This window comes from Ensifer sp. SSB1 (assembly GCF_016652895.1).
Classification (GTDB): domain Bacteria; phylum Pseudomonadota; class Alphaproteobacteria; order Rhizobiales; family Rhizobiaceae; genus Ensifer.
In genome coordinates this window covers 13,722-32,405 of the sequence record NZ_JAEPRP010000020.1, presented here as the reverse complement: position 1 = coordinate 32,405, position 18,684 = coordinate 13,722, and the positions used below count along the sequence as shown (strand labels likewise).

The 18,684-nt window shown below is 61.8% G+C and carries 18 protein-coding genes and 1 tRNA gene; 7 read left to right on the top strand and 12 right to left on the bottom strand.

Annotated elements, in window-relative coordinates:
• Positions 1-52 precede the first annotated feature (52 nt).
• Complete coding sequence (locus tag I8N66_RS07490; RefSeq protein ID WP_291151639.1) at positions 53-2,239, bottom strand: exopolysaccharide transport family protein; 2,187 nt, start codon at positions 2,237-2,239, stop codon at positions 53-55.
• A 203-nt stretch (positions 2,240-2,442) separates the two neighbouring features.
• On the opposite strand from I8N66_RS07490, the gene I8N66_RS07485 reads away from it, so the two are divergent.
• From I8N66_RS07485 to I8N66_RS07465, 5 genes are read left to right on the top strand one after another with little or no spacing between them, the layout of a single operon-like run.
• Entirely contained in the window at positions 2,443-3,018 is a 576-nt protein-coding gene (locus I8N66_RS07485) for a polysaccharide biosynthesis/export family protein (protein ID WP_113536971.1), read from the top strand.
• Positions 3,019-3,023: 5 nt separating this feature from the next.
• A complete protein-coding gene (locus tag I8N66_RS07480; RefSeq protein ID WP_113536917.1) occupies positions 3,024-4,196 on the top strand; it encodes a glycosyltransferase family 4 protein in 1,173 nt (390 codons plus the stop codon).
• 59 nt (positions 4,197-4,255) lie between these two features.
• Complete coding sequence (locus I8N66_RS07475; protein ID WP_113536916.1) at positions 4,256-5,818, top strand: undecaprenyl-phosphate glucose phosphotransferase; 1,563 nt, start codon at positions 4,256-4,258, stop codon at positions 5,816-5,818.
• Complete coding sequence (locus I8N66_RS07470; protein WP_113536915.1) at positions 5,815-7,059, top strand: O-antigen ligase family protein; 1,245 nt, start codon at positions 5,815-5,817, stop codon at positions 7,057-7,059. The genes I8N66_RS07475 and I8N66_RS07470 overlap by 4 nt, the downstream gene beginning before the upstream one ends.
• Before the next feature lie 2 nt (positions 7,060-7,061).
• Positions 7,062-8,255, top strand: a complete 1,194-nt coding sequence (locus I8N66_RS07465; protein ID WP_113536914.1) for a glycosyltransferase family 4 protein — start codon at positions 7,062-7,064, stop codon at positions 8,253-8,255.
• Between the two features lie 64 nt (positions 8,256-8,319).
• Here I8N66_RS07465 and I8N66_RS07460 read toward each other — a convergent pair.
• Positions 8,320-8,396, bottom strand: a tRNA-Pro gene (locus I8N66_RS07460).
• 310 nt (positions 8,397-8,706) lie between these two features.
• On the opposite strand from I8N66_RS07460, the gene I8N66_RS07455 reads away from it, so the two are divergent.
• Positions 8,707-8,871, top strand: a complete 165-nt coding sequence (locus I8N66_RS07455; RefSeq protein WP_291151629.1) for a hypothetical protein — start codon at positions 8,707-8,709, stop codon at positions 8,869-8,871.
• 305 nt (positions 8,872-9,176) lie between these two features.
• On the opposite strand, the gene I8N66_RS07450 is transcribed toward I8N66_RS07455, so the two are convergent.
• The 6 genes from I8N66_RS07450 to I8N66_RS07425 all read right to left on the bottom strand — a co-directional run bounded on the left by I8N66_RS07450 (position 9,177) and on the right by I8N66_RS07425 (position 13,711).
• Complete coding sequence (locus I8N66_RS07450; protein WP_057252555.1) at positions 9,177-9,713, bottom strand: MerR family transcriptional regulator; 537 nt, start codon at positions 9,711-9,713, stop codon at positions 9,177-9,179.
• Between the two features lie 139 nt (positions 9,714-9,852).
• On the bottom strand, positions 9,853-10,191 hold the full coding sequence (locus I8N66_RS07445) for an integration host factor subunit alpha (protein WP_113536913.1): 339 nt from the start codon (positions 10,189-10,191) through the stop codon (positions 9,853-9,855).
• Positions 10,192-10,283: 92 nt separating this feature from the next.
• Complete coding sequence (locus tag I8N66_RS07440; RefSeq protein WP_113536912.1) at positions 10,284-11,255, bottom strand: beta-ketoacyl-ACP synthase III; 972 nt, start codon at positions 11,253-11,255, stop codon at positions 10,284-10,286.
• A 4-nt stretch (positions 11,256-11,259) separates the two neighbouring features.
• Positions 11,260-12,318 (bottom strand): phosphate acyltransferase PlsX, encoded by a 1,059-nt coding sequence (gene plsX, locus I8N66_RS07435; RefSeq protein WP_113536970.1) that lies wholly within the window; start codon positions 12,316-12,318, stop codon positions 11,260-11,262.
• A gap of 201 nt (positions 12,319-12,519) precedes the next feature.
• Positions 12,520-13,071, bottom strand: coding sequence for a DUF177 domain-containing protein (locus I8N66_RS07430; RefSeq protein WP_113536911.1), 552 nt, complete (start codon positions 13,069-13,071; stop codon positions 12,520-12,522).
• 100 nt (positions 13,072-13,171) lie between these two features.
• Positions 13,172-13,711, bottom strand: a complete 540-nt coding sequence (locus I8N66_RS07425; protein WP_113536910.1) for a ubiquinol-cytochrome C chaperone family protein — start codon at positions 13,709-13,711, stop codon at positions 13,172-13,174.
• Between the two features lie 138 nt (positions 13,712-13,849).
• Between I8N66_RS07425 and I8N66_RS07420 the strand changes: the two genes are divergently transcribed.
• The gene (locus I8N66_RS07420) at positions 13,850-14,359 is read left to right on the top strand and encodes an outer membrane protein assembly factor BamE (protein WP_057252891.1); all 510 of its coding nucleotides are present in this window, start codon (positions 13,850-13,852) and stop codon (positions 14,357-14,359) included.
• A gap of 69 nt (positions 14,360-14,428) precedes the next feature.
• Here the strand turns inward: I8N66_RS07420 and I8N66_RS07415 are convergent, their stop codons facing one another.
• The 4 genes from I8N66_RS07415 to I8N66_RS07400 all read right to left on the bottom strand — a co-directional run.
• Entirely contained in the window at positions 14,429-16,564 is a 2,136-nt protein-coding gene (locus I8N66_RS07415; RefSeq protein WP_113536909.1) for a sodium-translocating pyrophosphatase, read from the bottom strand.
• 195 nt (positions 16,565-16,759) lie between these two features.
• A complete protein-coding gene (locus I8N66_RS07410; protein WP_162768694.1) occupies positions 16,760-17,989 on the bottom strand; it encodes an MFS transporter in 1,230 nt (409 codons plus the stop codon).
• A gap of 4 nt (positions 17,990-17,993) precedes the next feature.
• Entirely contained in the window at positions 17,994-18,476 is a 483-nt protein-coding gene (nusB, locus tag I8N66_RS07405) for a transcription antitermination factor NusB (RefSeq protein WP_113398386.1), read from the bottom strand.
• The coding region (locus tag I8N66_RS07400; protein WP_291151610.1) for a 6,7-dimethyl-8-ribityllumazine synthase at positions 18,473-18,684 on the bottom strand (212 nt) is incomplete at its 5' end. The genes nusB and I8N66_RS07400, both read right to left, overlap by 4 nt.

The window sequence follows — 18,684 nt, the reverse complement described above, 5'->3', positions numbered from 1 at the left end:
CGCGCGCATGCGGGCCGCGTCGGTCATTCGCGACCGAGGCGCCGTCTTCCGATTAGGCAGCATCCCGGTCGGGATATTCCGGGCCGGGTTCGACCTGCCCGGTCATCAGCACGATGTCGCGATAGCCGGCCGCGCCAAAACCGGTCAGCACCTCGACGATGCGTTCATCGCTGACCGACGGCGCCGACAGGATGATCTCTGCACTATCGCGCCCGGCGATCTTCTCGACAGCCATCTCGTCCGCCGGACCGCACTCGACCAGAACGAGATCGTAGGCGTTGGTCAGGGCGTCGATGATCATCTTCAGCCGCTCGATGCCGCGCATCGCCTGCCGTGGGTCGGCATCGCCCTGGGGAATGACGTGAGCGTCGGAGAAACGATCAGCGTGGATCGTATCCGTGAACGGCACTTCACCGGCCAGCAGGTTGGTGATCCCGGGAAGCTGTGGTGAGCGCGCCATAAGGCGCGTCGGGCAGGCCGATCCGGTCAGATCGATCAGCACCACCTTCACATCGTCCTCGGCCAGCAGGCGTGCCAGCATGACGGTTGCGGTCGATCCTTCGTCTCCACCCGGAGAGACCGAAATTGCAACGCGTGCGCCTGCGGCGCGCAGATGTTCCGCAACCGCTTCGATGGAGAAATCCGGTTCGGTGGCTGCTTCTGTGGTGTCCGTGTCCATAGCCGGTGCTTCCGCTGCCGGAAGCAGGTCGACTGCGTCATCGACCAAGGGCGCCACTTCGGGTGCCGTTTCGGTAGCGACGATCGGGGTATCGGTCGCGCTTGCGGCCAAAGCCGGCCGGGGTCGCATCGGGGCAACCCGCTCGCCGCTTGCCGAGACGGGCCGCAACGCCCGGCCGCTGAACAGTTCCCCCAGCATGATCACGACGCAACTCAACAAGAACGTCGCGAGCGCGGCGACAATGGTGATCGGCAGAACTTTCGGGAAGCTCGCGCTGGTCGGAACCACCGCGGTTGAAATCACGCGCGCATCGGCAGGGGTCGCATTCTCCACCGTGCGCGAGGTCGCCTCGCGGTAGCGGGAGAGATAGGTTTCGAGCAACTGCCGCTGAGCGGTCGCCTCGCGCTCGAGCGCACGCAGCCCCACCTCTTCTTCACCGGCCTGGGCCGATTGAGCCTTCAGCCCATTGAGTTGCTGGACAAGCTGCTGTTCGCGCAGTTCACCGACCTTCGCCTCATTTTCGAGGCTCGTCAGGATCTTGTGCGTCTCGCTACGGATCTGGCCGCGGATGCCTTCAAGCTGCGACTTCAGCGCCTTCAGGCGCGGGTGTCCGTCAAGCAAGGTCGTAGAAAGGTCGGCGACCTGTGCCTGCAGGTTTGCCTCAGTCTCCTTGAGACGCTGGATCATCTGCGATCCGACGACATCGGTGATCGTGTCCGGTGCCCGGCCACTCGCAAGCGCCGAGCGCACGCCCGCAGCCCGCGCTTCGGCGTTCGCGCGCTCACCGCGCACGCGGGCCAGCTCGGTGGAGATATCGGTCAGTTGCCGTGTCGCAAAATTCGTCGTCTCGCCGGTCGGCAACAGATCCGAAGACGCGCGATAGGCGGCAACCTTCGCCTCGGCATCCCGCACCTTCTCGCGCAGATTGGCGATCTCGGGCTCCAGCCAGCGGGTCGCCTCGGAATTGGTGTCGAGCTTCGCTCCGCTTTGCAGCGCAAGGAAGACCTTCGCCATTTCGTTCGGGACGGTGGCCGCGAGTTGGCGATCCTTTGAGGTGAAGGCGATCGCGATCACGCGCGACTTTTCGACCTGATAGACCTGGAGCTTTTCATTGAACTCCTTGAGAACTCTTTCTTCCGGGGCCAGTTCCAGCGGATTCTTCTTGAGGCCGAGCATCACGAGGAGGTCGGAAATTGCCGAGGGCGCCGACGACGGGTCGAACTCCTTCAGCTCATAGAGCTTCATGTTGCGGGCGACCTGCTTGATCAGGTCGGCCGAACGAAGCACCTGCACCTGGCTCAGAATCCCGGATTCGTCGAAGACGCGATCTGCCCCAGCCTGCGAAGCCTGGTTCGGGCCGCTGAATTCCGGCTCGCGCGATTCGATCAGCACGCGGGTTTCGCTCTGATAGTCGGGCGAAATCATTTTCGCCGCACCGAAGGCGAGTGCGGCCACACAGGCCGTTGCGAGCAACACTTTGACGCGCCGATCCCAGACGGCACGAAACAGGCCGCCGAGGTCGATATCCACATCCTGTTGACCGCTGCCGCTTCCCGACATGCTACTGGCTCCGAACCTTCAAATTTTGCCGGAGGGTAAATGAACATGGTAACGCAAGGGTTAATACAATCAACTTCCGGACGATAAACCCTCCCCTTTGCAGCGATACGCGGCAAAAATTCTACCGCGAGTTTACCGGCTATTAACCCTAACGGATCGATAACGTCCGAAAAGGTGGGTCGTTTCCGGAGCCTATGAACCGCATGTCAACCGCAGCTATCAAGACGGGTCTCGCGATCACGGCGGCAGTGCTGTCGATGTTGCTCAGCGGTTGCACCAGCTACCAGCCCGCGCCGAAGGCTTTCAGCGAAGCCACGATCCAGCCCTATCGCCTCGACAGCGGCGACCGCTTGCGCATCAACGTCTTCGAACAGGCCGGCCTCAGCGGCACCTATACGGTCGACCAGGCCGGGTATGTCGCGTTTCCGCTGATCGGCACCGTTGCCTCGCGCGGCAAGACCCTGCCGGAACTCGAAGGCATGATCGCCGCCAAGTTGCGCCAGGGCTATCTGCGCGACCCCGACGTGACGATCGAGGTCGATCGCTACCGCTCGGTCTTCATCATGGGTGAAGTCGGCCAGGCCGGCCAATATGCCTATGTTCCGGGAATGACCGTGCAGAACGCGATTGCGGTCGCCGGCGGTTTCTCGCCGCGCGCCAACCAGTCCAACGCCGACATTACCCGCAAGATCAACGGCCGCATCATCACCGGCCGGGTTCCGATCACCGACGCGGTTCTTGCCGGCGATACAATCTATATCCGCGAACGCCTGTTCTGATCTCGATGCAGCAACAGCGTCCCCTGCGCATCATCCATTGCTTCAGGTCGCCGGTCGGCGGAATTTTCCGCCACGTGCGCGATCTCGCCGAGGCGCACGCCCGCGCCGGTCATGAGGTCGGCATTCTCTGCGACAGCACCACCGGGGGTAGCCACGAAGATTCACTGTTCGACGAGATCCGGCCCCATCTGGCGCTCGGCCTCGTTCGCATGCCGATTCACCGCTCCGTCGGTCCGTCGGATTTTACCGCGCTGTGGCGCGGCTACAAGGAAATCAGAAGTTTGCGACCGGATGTGTTGCATGGGCACGGCGCCAAGGGTGGCGCCATTGCCCGGCTCATCGGTTCAGCCTTGCGGGTCAACAGGTATCGCGTAGCCCGCCTTTATTCACCGCACGGGGGAAGCCTGCACTTTCGCCGCCGTTCCCTGATCGGGCGGCTTGTCTTCCCGCTGGAACGGGCACAGGAGCGGCTTGCGGACGCTCTCGTTTTTGTCTGCGATTTCGAACGCCAGACCTACTTCACCAAGGTCGGCGCGCCGCGGGTACGGCACGAACTGATCTATAACGGGATAGACGACGGGGAATTCGAGGTGATCACCCCACGGCCGGATGCGGTCGATTTTCTCTATATCGGCATGATGCGGGACCTGAAGGGTCCCGATTTGTTTGTGGAGGCCTTCGCGCGCACCGAACGTCTTGTCGGACGGCCACTTTCGGCATTGATGATAGGCGACGGCCCGCAGCAGGAGGAGTACAGCGAGCTGATGCTGCAGCAGGGCCTGAGCCGCCGCATCAGGATGCAGCCGGCCATGAAGACCCGCGAAGCGTTTACGCTGGCGCGCAATGTCGTCGTTCCTTCGCGGGCCGAGTCCATGCCCTACATCGTCCTCGAAGCACTCGCGGCCAGAAAGCCGGTCATCGCCAGCCGCGTCGGCGGCATCCCGGAAATACTGGGACCCGACAGCGGCGCGCTTGCAGAACCGGCCGACGTCCAATCGCTGGCCACCATCATGGCGCGCTCCATCAGCGAGAAGGACTGGGCGACACGGGTCATGCCTGAGCCGAGCACGTTCAAATCACGATTCGCCGCTTCGGTAATGTCGGCCGATATGTTAGACCTCTATCGGGAATTGTGCCGTTACCAGCCACCCACGGATAGCGTGTCGCCCACAACGTAAGCGTTTCTTAGTGGCTTTCTGCTATCCGGGCTGTGGGACTTCAGCGCCGGAAGACAGCCATGAACAAGTTTGACCGCCCGGGTTCATTCGATCCGGAAGCGCTTCGCAAGAAGATTTCGGAAATCCGCGCCCGTGCACCCGGCGAAATGCCGAACGGTGAGCCGGCCGCGGAACTTAATCCGCTGGCGCGGCAAATTGCCGAGCAGTTCCGGGCTGACACCTATTCGCCGGCCATGATCATGGGCCTGATGCGGCTGTTCGAATTCTGCGCGCTCTTTGCCATCGGCTACGCCATCAACGCGCTCTACGTTCAACCGGGCTTCGAGCAATTGCCACTCTATATGGCGATCCTGATGGGCGGTTCGGCCCTGGCGGTCGCCGCTATGCAGATCGCAGATACCTATCAGATTCCGGCGCTACGCGCCTGGCTGCGCGTGATGCCGCGTATTCTCGCAGCCTGGGCGATTGCCTTCGGTGGGATCGCCATTGCCCTGTTCTTCCTGAAATCCGGCCACCAGTATTCCCGCGTATGGTTCGGCGGCTGGTTTGTCGGCGGCGCACTCTTCCTCGTCGCCGAACGCGCCTTCATCGCCTATTCCATTCGCCACTGGGCGCGTAACGGCACGATGGAACGCCGCGCCGTCGTCGTCGGCGGCGGCCAGCCGGCCAAGGACCTGATCCGCACACTTGAGGATCAACCCGACAACGACATCCGTATCTGTGGCATCTTCGACGACCGCGACGAGCGGCGCTCACCCAACGTGATCGCCGGCTATCCGAAACTCGGAACGGTCAATGAGCTCGTCGAGTTTGCCCGCCTGGCGCGGATCGACATGCTGATCATCTCGCTGCCTCTGACAGCGGAAAAACGCATTCTCGAGCTTCTGAAGAAGCTCTGGATCCTGCCGGTCGACATCCGGCTCGCCGCACACGCCAACAATCTGCGCTTCCGTCCGCGCAGCTATTCCCATGTCGGCGATGTTCCCATGCTCGACATCTTCGACAAGCCGATCGCCGACTGGGATTCCGTCGCCAAGCGCGGCTTCGACATCTTCTTTAGCCTTGTCGCTCTCGTGCTGCTCTGGCCCATCATGCTCGGCGCCGCCATTGCGGTCAAAGCCACCTCTCCCGGACCGATCATTTTCAAGCAGAAGCGGCACGGCTTCAACAACGAGACGATCGAGGTCTACAAGTTCCGCTCGATGTACACGCATATGAGCGACCCCTCGGCGCGCAACGCCGTAACCAAGGGCGATCCGCGCGTCACACCGGTCGGGCGTTTCATCCGCAAGTCGTCAATCGACGAACTGCCGCAGATCTTCAACGTGCTGAAAGGCGAACTCTCGCTCGTCGGCCCGCGTCCGCACGCCGTATTGGCGCAGACCCAGAACCGGACCTATTCCGACGTCGTCGAAGGCTACTTCGCACGCCATCGCGTCAAGCCGGGCGTTACCGGCTGGGCGCAGATCAATGGCTGGCGGGGCGAAATCGACAATGACGAAAAGATCCGCCTGCGCACGGCCTTCGACCTCCACTACATCGAAAACTGGTCGCTGCTCTTCGACCTCAAGATCCTGTTCCTGACGCCGTTTCGGCTCCTCAACACCGAGAACGCCTATTGAGCGCCATCGAGACAGGCCGGTTTCCAATCGCGCGCCCCCAGCTTGCAGCTCTCTCGCTGTTCGGCTCGGGCATGGTGGCGTTCGCCGTGTTCCTTTCGGGCTTCGTCATCTTCGAGCCGGCGCCCTATGAGCTGTTCCTGGTTGCGCTCATCGGGCTGTGGGCGCTCTTCGGTCTCAAGATTTCCCGTAGCGTCGCCCCCCTGCTCACGCTTCTGACGCTGTTCATGGTGGGCGGCATCCTGTCGCTGACGGTCATGGTCGATCTGACCAAAGGCCCGATGTACATGGCGGTTTCCGGCTTTCTTGCGCTTTCGTCCGTTTTCTTCGCAGCGATCATCGAGGACCGCCACGAGCGGCTGCGCCTGATCTTCAATGCCTGGCTGGCCGCTGCCATCATTACCGCCCTGCTCGGCATCCTCGGCTACTTCGGCGCCGTTCCGGGTGCGGAGAATTTCACGCTCTACGGTCGCGCCAAGGGCGCGTTCCAGGATCCCAACGTATTCGGACCGTTTCTGTCGGTTCCGGCCATGTATCTGATCCATGGCATCCTGACGCAGCCGATCCAGAAGGCACCGCTGAAGATCGCAGCGCTGATGATCCTCGCGCTCGGTGTCTTCCTCTCGTTTTCGCGCGCGGCCTGGGCGCTCAATCTCTTCTGTGTCGTGGCCTTCGTCTTTGTCATGCTGCTCAAGGAGCGTAGCGGCCTCTTCCGCCTGCGGATCCTGGTTCTGGCACTCGTCGGCGGGCTGCTGGTTGTCGGCGCCCTTCTCGTCGCCCTGCAATCCGAACAAGTCGCAACGCTGTTTTCCAGCCGGTCGCAGCTCGTGCAGGATTACGATGGCGGTCATCTCGGACGCTTCGACCGCCACAGGCTTGGCTTCCTGATGTCCATGGAAAAACCCCTCGGCATCGGCCCCATGGTCTTCAGCACGATCTTCCCGGAAGACGAACACAATGTCTGGCTCAAGTCGCTGACGTCCTACGGTTGGCTCGGCTTCGTCAGCTATGTGACGCTGATCATCTGGACGCTGTCGCTCGGCTTCCGTTTCCTGCTGCTCAACCGCCCCTGGCAGACCTACCTGATGATTGCCTGGGTCGCCGTTCTCGGCCATGTCGGCGTCGGCAACGTCATCGACACCGATCACTGGCGTCACTTCTATCTGCTCGTCGGCATCATCTGGGGATGTGCCGCCCTCGAATATCGCCATCGCCGGCAAGCGCGCGCCGGCTGGAGCTCCTGATCATGGAACACTTTGTTCCGGGCCGGCGACCGGCCCTCCCCCTACGCCTGCTTGAGGTCCTGGAACCGAGCGGCGGCGGCTCGGGCCGACATTTCGTCGACCTCTGCCGCGGCATGCATGAGCGCGGCCACCATGTGGAGGCGGTCTATTCGCCGGTGCGCGCCGAGGAGGGCTTCGTGCGCGAATTGAAGGCGATCGGCCTGCCGGCCGTCCACGCCGTCAACATGAAGCGGGCTCCGGGCCCGTGGGATCTCGCCTCCTTGCTAGAACTGCGACGCATCATCCGCAACAACGACTTCGACATCATCCACGGCCACAGTTCCAAGGCAGGTGCACTGACCCGGATTCGGCTTCCCGGCCCGCACATCCCACGCCTTTATACCCCACACGCCTTTCGCACGCTCGACCCGAGACTTGGCCGTGGTGGCCGGTTGATCTACGGCATGATCGAGTGGGCCCTTGCCCGTTTCTTCACGGACCATCTCATCTGCGTTTCCGAGGACGAGCATCGCCACGCCCTGTCATTGCATATGCCCGGGGACCGGATGTCAGTGGTCGTCAATGGCGTCGCTCCGCCCTCAAACGAAATGGCGCAAACGATTCGCGCCAGCTTCGGGATCGCGCCGGATGCCTTCGTCTTCGGCTTCATCGGCCGGCTCTCGGCACAGAAGGCACCGGAGCGTCTGATCGCGGCCTTCCAGAGCATCGCTGCATCGGTGAAGAACAGCCATCTGGTCATGGTCGGCGCCGGAGCACTGGAAGCGACCCTGCGCAAGGCGATCGCCGAAAGCGGATTGCAGAACCGCATGCACCTGACCTCGGCCTTTACGGGACCACAGGCCGCACCCGCTTTCGACCTTCTGGTCATGCCGAGCCGCTACGAGGCCATGTCCTACGTCATGCTGGAAGGGGCGGCCGCGGGCAAACCGATCATCGCCACCGATATCGGCGGCGCGCGCACGGTCATCGAAGATGGCGAGAACGGCTTCATCCTGCCGAACAGCGACGACACGTCCCTGCTCGCGAAGACGATGGCCAAAGCCGCAGCACCGGAAACATTCGAGGAGCTGGCTGCCTTTGCGCGCAGCCGGAAGCACCGCTTCACCCTCGATGTGATGCTCGATCAAACCGAGACGCTTTACGAGCAGGTGGCCACCAAACGCCGGGTATCAGCGATCCTTCAGCCGGCTGAGTAGCGCAAGTAAGATAAGGATGGGAAACAGATCAATCGCTCTCTGGGGGATTGAGGATTGAGAAGAATGGTCGGAGCGGCGGGATTCGAACCCACGACCCCTTGACCCCCAGTCAAGTGCGCTACCGGGCTGCGCTACGCTCCGAACCGAGGAAACCCCTATATAACCAACGCTTAGAGCGCAAGCGGGAATTTCGAACTCGGCGTGAAAAAGAAATATCCGGCGTGGAAAAGCTGCGGGCCTGCCATGGAACGATGAGAAAATCGGTCCGATTTTCAAAGTCATCTCCCTGAGATCGGCGGTCGCGCATCGCAAGGGAACTTTCACCAAGTCTTAAATTGCACCGCTCGAAACGCCGTACCTAACGCAACGTGAGCTTGCCATCACAACCGATTTGAGGGACAGTTTAGTACTGGCCCTTGAGGCCTGGAGCCTCCATTTTCAGGAGTAGACCATGCCTCTTAAATCACTGCTGGCCGCAACCGCACTCGTCGTCCTGACCCTGTCCGGATGCGCGACTTCCGGTTCGACCAACACAACCTACGCGCAGTGGACCGGCCCCTATCCGGAGCCTGATGTTTCCGCATCAAGCCCCGGTGGCTTCCGTATGTCCTACTAAGACGCGGCACCTGTGGTGTGAGCGACAGAACGCGAGCCTTGTGAGGTGTCCCTCAGCCGCTCACGTCAATGCATGAGTGGGTTGCCCCTTCTCCCGGACCCGAAGCATTTGGATGCGGGCCGCCTGCCAATCTCCCAAACCGACGATCGATCGAATGTTTGCCGTCAGCTCCGGCGGGGATCGGCTGGCAACAACCCCGCACATTCGCGCAAGCGCCATGCCTGCGTCGCCGTTGATTTTTTTAAGGTCATGAAAGCATCGCGTTGCCAACCTAGCACGCGCCCCATAGGCAATCGCGGTCAGTCTCAGCGAACCTGGTCGAGCAGGCGCTTGCATTCCAGGAGATCGTAGAGCGCCTCCTGAAGCAGGGCCCTGTCCTCCTTGCCCACGGACGACGATTTCCCGAGGGAGATTTCCGGTACGTCGTCGCTACCGCCACCGAATGAAAAGAAGCGGCGGCTCGCCGGTGCCTTGGCGCGGCCGACAATCTGATCTTCTTCCGAAACACCGGCCTTGGGCGGTGCCGGCTCCTCGTTGCTGGATGCAGCAAGCGCCTCGACGGTCGCGAGATCGCCGCTGGCGATGGCGGCGACAAACTTGTTGCCGTTGGTCTTCAGCAGCTTCTGCACGCCCTTGATGGTATAGCCGTGATCGTAGAGCAGATGCCGGATGCCCTTGAGGAGATCGACGTCTTCGGGCCGGTAGTAGCGCCGACCGCCGCCACGCTTCATCGGCTTGATCTGCTGGAAACGGGTTTCCCAGAAGCGCAGAACGTGCTGCGGCAGATCGAGATCGTCAGCGACCTCGCTGATGGTGCGGAATGCGTCCGGGCTCTTTTCCATGTGGTTCCCAATCCATGTCACGCGACTCATGCTCGCGAGCAGCAATGAACCGATATCATACCGATGATGGCACGAATCGGACCCATTTCAACGGCTTATGGATGGGTTTTCAACCACATTTGTGGCTGACGCCATGACGTCACGCCACGGGCGATACCGGCTTCTGCTTGGCTCTGCGGCTGAGATGGGCCTTCAGCACGCGCTGCTTGAGCACGTTGGACGCCTTGAAGGTCATCACGCGACGGGGCGAGATCGGCACTTCCTCGCCGGTCTTCGGGTTTCGCCCGATGCGCTCGTTCTTGTCGCGGACCTGGAAGGTCGCGAAAGAAGACAGCTTCACACTCTCGCCACGCACGATTGCGTTGCATATTTCGTCAATGACGGTTTCCACCAACTCGGCAGACTCTGTCCGTGACAGACCCACCTTGCGAAATACCGACTCAGCCAAGTCCGCCCGTGTTACTGTTTTTCCGCTCATCTTCCCCCACCAACGTCTGGTACGCCGATCAGCGACCGAAGACTATTGCCCTTACCTTTTGCGGTCAAGCGTCTGTTGCTTAAGCAATTTCTTTACCAGCGGAGGAGCACGGAGCCCCAGGTGAAGCCACCGCCCATGGCCTCGAGCAGCACAAGGTCACCCTTCTTGATTCGGCCGTCGCCAGCCGCCGCGTTCAACGCCAGCGGAATGGAGGCAGCCGAGGTGTTGCCATGCAGGTCGACCGTCACCACAACCTTGTCGAGAGGGATGCCGAGCTTCTTGGCGGAGCCGTCGATAATGCGCCGGTTGGCCTGGTGCGGCACCAGCCAGTTCAGATCTTCTGCGGTCGTTCCAGTCGCCTCGAACGCCGCCTCGATCACGTCGGTAATCATGCCGACTGCATGCTTGAATACTTCGCGGCCTTCCATCTTGAGATGGCCGACCGTGCCCGTCGTCGACGGGCCGCCATCGACATAGAGCTTGTCGCGATGGGCACCATCGGAGCGAAGCTTGGCTGTCAGCACCCCACGGTCGGCATTCGTGCCCTCGCCCTCCTGGGCCTCCAGAATGATGGCGCCGGCGCCATCGCCGAAGAGCACGCAAGTCGTCCGGTCAGTCCAGTCGAGAATGCGGGAGAATGTTTCCGCGCCGATCACCAGCACGCGCTTGGCAAGCCCGCCGCGGATGTAAGCGTCGGCGGTTGTCACCGCATAGACGAAACCGGAACAGACTGCCTGCATATCGAAGGCAGCGCCATGGCGCATGCCGAGGCGGTCCTGGATGTTGACGGCGGTGGCCGGGAACGTGTTGTCCGGCGTCGAGGTCGCCAGGATGATGAGATCGATATCGTCGGGCGTAAGCCCGGCATTGGCGAGCGCCGCACGGGCAGCCCCTTCGCCGAGCGACGCGGTCGTTTCGCCCTCGCCGGCGATGTAGCGCTGCCGGATACCAGTGCGCTGCACGATCCACTCATCGGACGTATCGACCTTGGATTCCAGCTCCTGATTGGTGACAACGCGCTTCGGCAAAGCTGCGCCGAAGCCGCGAACGACGGAACGGATCATTTATTCAAACCTCATCATTCATGCCGGCGGAAAGAGCCTGTGGCGGTTCGGCGCCATGGTACTTTGCCAGATCGAGCTCGATCTTCGACTTCAGGCCATTCTTCACCATGTCGTAGCCGACATCGATTGCGGCTGCGAAACCCTCAGCGTCGGCACCACCATGGCTCTTGATCACGACGCCATTGAGGCCGAGGAATACACCACCATTGACCTTCCGGGGGTCCATCTTCTCACGCAACCGGTCGAATGCACCTTTCGCCAGGATGTAGCCGATCTTGGCAAGCAGGGTGCGCGACATTGCGGCGCGGAGATATTCGGCAATCTGGCGCGCGGTGCCTTCGGCAGCCTTCAGCGCGATATTGCCTGAAAAGCCTTCGGTCACGACGACGTCAACCGTTCCGCGGCCGATGTCATTGCCCTCGACGAAGCCGTAGTAGTCGAAGCCATCGATGTTGGCTTCACGGATCAGGCGGCCGGCTTCCTTGACCTCTTCCTGTCCCTTGATTTCCTCGACCCCGACATTGAGAAGACCGACCGTCGGCCGCTCGATCTCAAAGAGTGCGCGCGCCATAGCGCCGCCCATCAGCGCGAAGTCCATCAGTTGCTGGGCATCCGCACCGATCGTCGCCCCGACGTCGAGCACGATGCTCTCGCCCTTCAGCGTCGGCCAGATGGCAGCAATCGCCGGACGCTGGATTCCCTGCATCGTGCGCAGACAGAAGACCGACATGGCCATGAGCGCGCCGGTGTTTCCGGCCGAAACGACGACATCTGCCTCGCCGGCATTGATCGCGTCGATCGCCTTCCACATGCTCGATTTACCGCGGCCGCGGCGAAGCGCCTGGCTCGGTTTCTCATCCATCGCGACCGCGATTTCGCAATCAAAGAAAGTGCTGTTGGCCTTGAGCTTCGGATATTTTTCCAGGAGGTCCGCGCATTGCGCTTCGATTCCGAACAACACGAACTTGATGTCCGGATGACGTTCGAGCGCTCTTGCGGCGCCCGGGATGACGACTTCGGGACCATAGTCGCCACCCATCACGTCAAGTGAAATTCTGACCACGCGTGTCTTATCCTTCATTTCTGCCACACAACACGTGCCGTCGTGGCGCACTCTTCTCGGACGCAATGACGAAACATATTGCTTCTGACGCTTGAGCCAAGCACGCGGCAGATCGCTTCACGGCTCTTTCGGCCGGTTTGGGGCCAAAATACTGCTTTTCCTTTGCGTGACAACCGAATTGTAGAGGAGGCTTTCGCAGCCTCAGTCCTTTTTCCAGTCCTTCAGAACGGCAAACGGGTTCGGCTTCTTGTCGTCAGCTGCCGTACTCTCGATGCGCGCCCCGAAACTCGCGCCTGGCTTGCGCGGGTAAGGGTCGATGGCGAGCGCCACCTGCTCGCTGACGACGACGCCGGCATCGACCGTGTCACCCGTGAAGGTGTCGGGAATGTCCGGTCCATCCGGATCGAGAATCATCTCGCCGCCGTCATTGCTCGCCTGGCGAGCAAGCCGCGACCCTTCGGGCACTAGAATCGCTTCGACCGGCTCATGGATATCGGCCTCGACAGGCTCAAGCGTCACCACACAGCTTTGCACAATGCGGGCCGTGACCTCACCCTTGATCTTGATGCCGTCCTTCTTCCAGCGCGCAATCTGCAGTTCTGCGCTGAGCGAGAGCACATCGCTGACGCCCCAGAGCTTTGCCAGTGCCGCCCTTTCCCGCTCGTTCGCGGAAAGATGCACGCTGACAGCGTTCGCCGAGATATGCCCCACCTTCACCGGATAGGAGAAGGCCGGTTGGCTATCGTCTTTCATGATCGGATCCTTCCTCGCCAAGGCAAATACTGCCCAGTCGCGAATGCAGCCGCCGCCCGTGTCCCGGCTCGCGGCGCAAAGTCTCTATACAAGCGCTCTATTAAGCTCCAGCGGATGGTATCTGCAACTGGCCGGTCTCGACAACCTCTTCGGCAATGTCGGCGAGCTGCGCCTCGACGCTCAGCAGATAGGCGGCGAGCGCCTCCATCGAGGGCGCTGCATCGCCGCCCTCCGGATGGAAGTTGCGCTTGAGTGCCGCTGCCAGGCCCGCCGTGTCCTTCGCCTCCAGCGCTGCCGCATAGGATTCGAGGCGACCGTAGTACATGCCGGCCAGTTTCTTCATCTTCTTCGGAACGCCGGCATCGCCCACGCCGAGTTCGCGGATCGAGTGATCGACGTCCTCGAAGAAAGCGTCGATGATCTCCTGGGCGATTTCCTGGCCGGGCCTGGCCGAAGCACGGGTGCGGCGGAAGTAGAGGATCAGCATCGCCGACAGCATCTCGAACCGCCCCATGACCGTGTCCGGCACATCGAGGTCGGTGTAGAGGTAAGGTTGGCGCGCGGCCGACGTCAGCAGTGCATACTGACGCTCGACAATCACGGTGTTGCCGCTTTTTCTTTTGAACAGTCCAAAAATCATCACAAAGCTCGGGCTTGGCTTTCTCGAAATGCGCGCAAGCGCCCATCCCGTTGTTGCATGACAGCCGAAGCTGGTTTACCGAAGCAGGCACGAATTGCAATGGCGGATCTGCCATCGTTTCTCCAAGGGGAGCTGTCGTTGACGAAGCGGTATTTGAGAAAAAACTTTAAAACCCTCGGCCGCGTGGCGGCCGTAGCTACCATCGCCGGTCTCACCCTTTCAGCCTGCCAGTCCGCCAATGTCGGTGAAGTCCTTCATCAGGGTTATGTGGTTGACCAGGAAACGCTCAACCTCGTTCCTGTTGGTTCCAGCCGCGAGCAGGTGCTCCTGTCGCTCGGCACGCCGTCGACGACCGCGACCTTCGACAATGAAGTGTTCTACTACATTTCGCAGACCCGCAAGCGTCCCGTCGCCTTCATGAAGCCTCAGCTCGTCGACCAGTCGATCCTTGCTGTTTACTTCGACAAGGAAGGCACCGTCAGCCAGCTCGCACACTATACGCTGAAGGATGGCAAGGTGTTCGACATGCTGTCGCGCACGACGCCGACCGGCGGCAAGGAAACAAGCTTCCTCGGCCAACTGCTGAGCGGACCCGGTGCCGGACAGGCTGCCGCAAAGAGCCTGTTCAAGGACTTCGGCAGCAAGTAGTTCATCCATCCCAAAGCAAAGGGCCCGCGGAAGTCGCTTCCGCGGGCCTTTTTCGTTTCAGCGATGCGATCAGGCGAGGATGGCCAGAAGCAGCAGCGCCACGATGTTGGTGATCTTGATTGCCGGGTTCACCGCCGGACCGGCCGTATCCTTGTAGGGATCGCCCACCGTGTCGCCGGTGACGGACGCCTTATGCGCATCCGAGCCTTTGAGATGACGTTCGCCGTTCTTGTCGACGAAACCATCCTCGAAGCTCTTCTTGGCATTGTCCCACGCGCCGCCGCCCGACGTCATCGAGATCGCCACGAAGAGGCCGTTGACGATGACACCAAGCAGCGATGCGCCCAGAGCTGCAAAAGCCGAAGCCTTCGAGCCCGAAAGAAGCAGCACGCCAAAGTAGACGACGACAGGCGCGAGCACCGGCAGCAGCGAGGGAACGACCATCTCGCGGATCGCCGCCTTCGTCAGAAGGTCGACGGCGCGGCCATAGTCGGGCCGCTCCGTGCCTTGCATGATGCCGGGTTTTTCGCGGAACTGGCGACGAACCTCCTCGACGATGGATCCGGCTGCACGGCCGACCGCCGTCATCGCGATCCCGCCGAAGAGGTAGGGGATGAGGCCGCCGAAGATCAATCCGGCCACCACGTAAGGGTTGGAGAGATCGAAGGAGATCGGCCCGACATCGGCGAAGTACGGATACTTGTCGCCATTGGCGGCGAAGTAGCTGAGGTCGTTCGAATAGGCCGCGAAGAGCACCAGCGCGCCGAGACCGGCCGAACCGATCGCGTAACCCTTGGTGACGGCCTTGGTCGTGTTGCCGACGGCGTCGAGAGCGTCCGTGGATTTGCGCACTTCCGGCGGCAGATGCGACATTTCCGCGATGCCGCCGGCGTTGTCGGTTACCGGTCCGAACGCATCGAGCGCCACGATCATGCCGGCAAGGCCGAGCATGGCGGTGACGGCAATGCCCGTGCCGAAGAGGCCGGCGAGCTGGTAGGTGGAGATGATGCCGCCGACGATGACGATCGCCGGCAGAGCCGTCGATTCCAGCGAGACGGCGAGACCCTGGATGACGTTGGTTCCGTGACCAGTGACCGAGGCCTGGGCGATCGAGTTCACCGGTCGCTTGTTGGTGCCGGTATAGTATTCGGTGATCACCACGATGAGAGCCGTGACGATCAGGCCGAGAATACCGCAAAGGAACAGGTTCCAGCCGGTGATGTCCTTGCCGGCGACGGTACCGATCGTGCCCCATCCGATCGTAAACGACGTCGCCGCCCCGAGACCGAGGATCGACAGGACGCCTGTGACGATCAGGCCCTTGTAGAGCGCACCCATGATCGAGTTGTTGGCGCCAAGCTTCACGAAGAAGGTGCCGACGATCGAGGTGATGATGCAGGCTCCGCAAATCGCCAGCGGATAGACCATCACGGTCGCGAGCACCGGGGTGCCGGCAAAGAAGATCGCCGCGAGCACCATGGTTGCGACGACCGAGACGGCATAGGTCTCGAAGAGGTCGGCAGCCATGCCGGCGCAATCGCCGACATTGTCACCGACGTTGTCGGCGATCGTCGCCGGATTGCGCGGATCATCCTCGGGGATGCCGGCCTCCACCTTGCCGACGAGGTCGCCGCCAACGTCGGCACCCTTGGTGAAGATGCCACCGCCGAGACGGGCGAAGATGGAAATCAGCGAAGCGCCGAAACCGAGCGCCACCAGCGCGTCGATGACTTCGCGCGAGGCGGGCTCATGCCCGAGGCCGGCCGTGAGGACGACGTAGTAGACGGAGACGCCGAGCAGCGCCAGGCCCGCTACGAGAAGGCCGGTAATCGCGCCTGACTTGAAAGCGATGTCGAGGCCGGAAGCAAGGCTGACGGAAGCCGCCTGGGCAGTGCGGACGTTTGCCCGAACAGAAACATGCATGCCGATGAAGCCCGCAGCGCCCGAAAGGACCGCACCGACCAGAAAGCCGAAAGCGGCGGCGGGAGAAAGAAGAACCCAAGCGGCGATGAAAACGACAACACCGACGATGGCAATGGTCTTGTACTGACGCGTGAGATAGGCCTGCGCCCCTTCACGAATGTAGCCTGCGATTTCTTGCATGCGGGCGTTCCCCTGGTCGGCGGCCATCACCGACTGTGTTGCCCAGATGGCATAGACCACCGCGAGCAACCCGCATGCGATAACGCCCAACAATATGGTCATTTCGCATTACCCTCCGTTACAACCCGCGGACTCACTCCCGGCCACGGGCCCCTCAAAACCGCGAATCACGCGCCACCTCCTCAAGCAGCACCCCCCACGGCGCGGCCAGAGTGCGGTTGCAACGGGAGATCGTCAAGCCCCGGAAACCGCCAGTAAGAAGGCGCTCCGGCGACTTTGAATGTCGGGCGAAAGGAGTTAGGCGGCGGCGTTGCGCGGTACGCGCTTCAGGAGCAGCAGAAGCACCAGGCAGACGATGGTGACCGGCCACACGACGGCATTCAGCATGTCCCATCCATAGGCGGACAGCACCTTGCCCGAGGCAAAGGACGACAGCGCAACGGTGGTGAAGAGGATGATGTCGTGGAAGGCCTGGACCTTGTCGGCCTCCTGCGGGCGGTAGCTACTGGCGACGATCGCCGTCGAGCCGATGAAACCGAAGTTCCAGCCGAGGCCGAGCAACACCAGCGCGCCCCAGAAGTTCCAGAGTTCGATGCCCATATGCGCAACAGCAGCACAGGCCATCAGGAGAAGCAGGCCGCAGCCGACGATGCGCTCGGCACCGAAACGGCTGATCAGCCAGCCGGTGAAGAAGCTCGGAGCAAACATCGCCAGCACGTGCCACTGGATGCCGAGCGTCGCGAGCTCGGTCGAAAACCCGCAGCCGACCACCATCTCGACGGGAGCGCCGGTCATCATAAACGTCATCAGCGCGTAGCTGGAGATGCCGCAGACCATGCCGGTGGCAAAGCGCTGATTGCGCACGATCGCACCGAGAGGGCGCACGACCTGATCGTGGTGGTCTTTCGCCATTGCACCCGGTTCGGGCAGCCGCAAGGGCGCAAAGAAGAACGCAGCAATCAGGCAGATCGGCAGCAGCACGACGAAAGCGCCGGCAAAGGCAACAGGCGCGAACAGATCGCCGGCAAAGATCACGATTTGCGGTCCGAGTACGGCCGAAACAATACCGCCTCCAAGGATCAACGAGATCGCCTTCGGCTTGTAGAACGACGGGGACGCATCGGCGGCGGCGAAACGCAGCTTCTGAGTGAAGCCGTTCGACGAGCCGAGCATCGCCAGCGCAAAGGCGAAGAGCCAGAAGCTTTCACGGAAAAGCGCGACGGCGGCGAGCGCCGCGCCGGTGGCGGCGATCCCGGTCCCGGTCATGAAAGCAAACCGGCGGCCGATCAGGCGCGAGAGCATCGCGACCAGCACGACGCCAAGCGCCATGCCGACGTTGAAGGCGGTGAGCGGTGCTGTTGCCAGCGACTTGTCTTGCGCCAGCAACTGGTAGCCGGCGACACCACCGATCGAGAAGCAGATCGGTCCGACGACGCCGAGAATGGCCTGTGCGGCAGTCAGATGGAAAACGTTGCGGCGCGCTTCGCGAAGGGTGGCCCCCATGTCATCCGCAGCAACCGCAACCATTGTTCTACTTCCTGAACTCGCTACGGACCTGCTTGGCGATGCGGTCGAGAACGGCATTGACGAGCTTCGGCTCGTCATCCTCGAAGAAGGCCTTGGCGATCTCGACATATTCGGTGACGATGACCGGAACCGGCACGTCCTTGCGCTCCAGCATCTCGAAGGTGCCGGCGCGCAGGATGGCGCGGACTGTGGAATCGAGCCGCGACAGCGCCCAATCGTCCTGCAGCGCCGAACCAATCAACGGATCGAGCTTGCGCTGATCACGCACGACGCCGGCGACGATCGAGCGGAACCAGGAGGCGTCCGCCTTCAGATAGGTGTCGCCGTCGACGTCCTGGCCGAGGCGATGGGCTTCGTATTCGGCGACCACTTCGAGCACGCCGGTACCACCAATATCCATCTGATAGAGTGCCTGCACGGCGGCGAGGCGCGCTGCGCCGCGCTGGTTGACCTGCTTCAGCGGCTGATCCGAGGGTGTCTTCGTCACTTTTCCGTGCCCAGTTTCTTCTTCAATTCAATCATGGTGAGCGCCGCGCGTGCAGCAAACCCACCCTTGTCACCTTCCGACCGGCGGGCACGCGCCCAGGCCTGATCGTCATTCTCGACCGTCAGGATACCATTGCCAATGGCGAGGCTTTCGCTCACGGCGAGATCCATGATGGCCCGCGAAGATTCATTCGCGACGATATCGAAAT

Coding starts and splice junctions, on each gene's coding strand:
- I8N66_RS07490 (WP_291151639.1), bottom strand. CDS start 2,239: ATGTCGGGAAGCGGCAGCGGTCAACAGGATGTGGATATCGACCTCGGC.
- I8N66_RS07485 (WP_113536971.1), top strand. CDS start 2,443: ATGTCAACCGCAGCTATCAAGACGGGTCTCGCGATCACGGCGGCAGTG.
- I8N66_RS07480 (WP_113536917.1), top strand. CDS start 3,024: ATGCAGCAACAGCGTCCCCTGCGCATCATCCATTGCTTCAGGTCGCCG.
- I8N66_RS07475 (WP_113536916.1), top strand. CDS start 4,256: ATGAACAAGTTTGACCGCCCGGGTTCATTCGATCCGGAAGCGCTTCGC.
- I8N66_RS07465 (WP_113536914.1), top strand. CDS start 7,062: ATGGAACACTTTGTTCCGGGCCGGCGACCGGCCCTCCCCCTACGCCTG.
- I8N66_RS07455 (WP_291151629.1), top strand. CDS start 8,707: ATGCCTCTTAAATCACTGCTGGCCGCAACCGCACTCGTCGTCCTGACC.
- I8N66_RS07450 (WP_057252555.1), bottom strand. CDS start 9,713: ATGGAAAAGAGCCCGGACGCATTCCGCACCATCAGCGAGGTCGCTGAC.
- I8N66_RS07445 (WP_113536913.1), bottom strand. CDS start 10,191: ATGAGCGGAAAAACAGTAACACGGGCGGACTTGGCTGAGTCGGTATTT.
- I8N66_RS07440 (WP_113536912.1), bottom strand. CDS start 11,255: ATGATCCGTTCCGTCGTTCGCGGCTTCGGCGCAGCTTTGCCGAAGCGC.
- I8N66_RS07430 (WP_113536911.1), bottom strand. CDS start 13,071: ATGAAAGACGATAGCCAACCGGCCTTCTCCTATCCGGTGAAGGTGGGG.
- I8N66_RS07425 (WP_113536910.1), bottom strand. CDS start 13,711: ATGATTTTTGGACTGTTCAAAAGAAAAAGCGGCAACACCGTGATTGTC.
- I8N66_RS07415 (WP_113536909.1), bottom strand. CDS start 16,564: ATGACCATATTGTTGGGCGTTATCGCATGCGGGTTGCTCGCGGTGGTC.
- I8N66_RS07410 (WP_162768694.1), bottom strand. CDS start 17,989: ATGGTTGCGGTTGCTGCGGATGACATGGGGGCCACCCTTCGCGAAGCG.